The sequence below is a fragment of the Pseudoflavonifractor sp. MCC625 genome (genome assembly GCF_018784545.1).
Classification (GTDB): domain Bacteria; phylum Bacillota; class Clostridia; order Oscillospirales; family Oscillospiraceae; genus Pseudoflavonifractor_A; species Pseudoflavonifractor_A gallinarum.
This window is the reverse complement of the sequence record NZ_WQOJ01000006.1, coordinates 1-449: the sequence shown is the minus strand read 5'-3', so window position 1 is coordinate 449 and position 449 is coordinate 1. Positions and strand designations below refer to the sequence as shown.

Here is a 449-nt window from a genome sequence, read left to right as displayed (position 1 = left end):
GCGGCAGTCACCACAGGCTTATACTGCTCAAACTGCTCCCGAAGGGTAGGCTTTGGCGTTTCTTCCTCTATCTCCGGCTGCTGGGCTTGAATGGCATCTTCTTCTGCCAGATCCTTTTCAGCCTGGATCTTGTCATACTGCGCTTGTTCCTGTTCGGTAAGATAGCGGCCTTTCTGGACAAGTGAGGTAATGCGCTTGGCAACCTTTTCCCAGTTCAAGTGAACATCCGGGCAGTCCTGCTTTTTATAGTGCAGTCCTTTCCCATCGTGATCTTCGCCGCTGTGTGTTGCGCCGGACAGGGCATGAGAGCGTCCGCCAATGCCATACTCGTCTTTAAGGAATCTCACTTTTTCCTTATCCGTATGGTTTTCCATGAAGAACGCATAGATACGGCCTTTTCCTCCGGCAAAACTGCTGCCGCCGGTCATGGCGGTGTCGATCTCATCCTC

At 52.3% G+C, this 449-nt stretch carries 1 protein-coding gene; it reads right to left on the bottom strand.

The genetic code is table 11. The annotated features are described in order from the left end of the window. Positions 1-449 (bottom strand): hypothetical protein (locus GPK94_RS01970; RefSeq protein WP_215654204.1); only part of this gene is annotated, 449 nt, incomplete at both ends.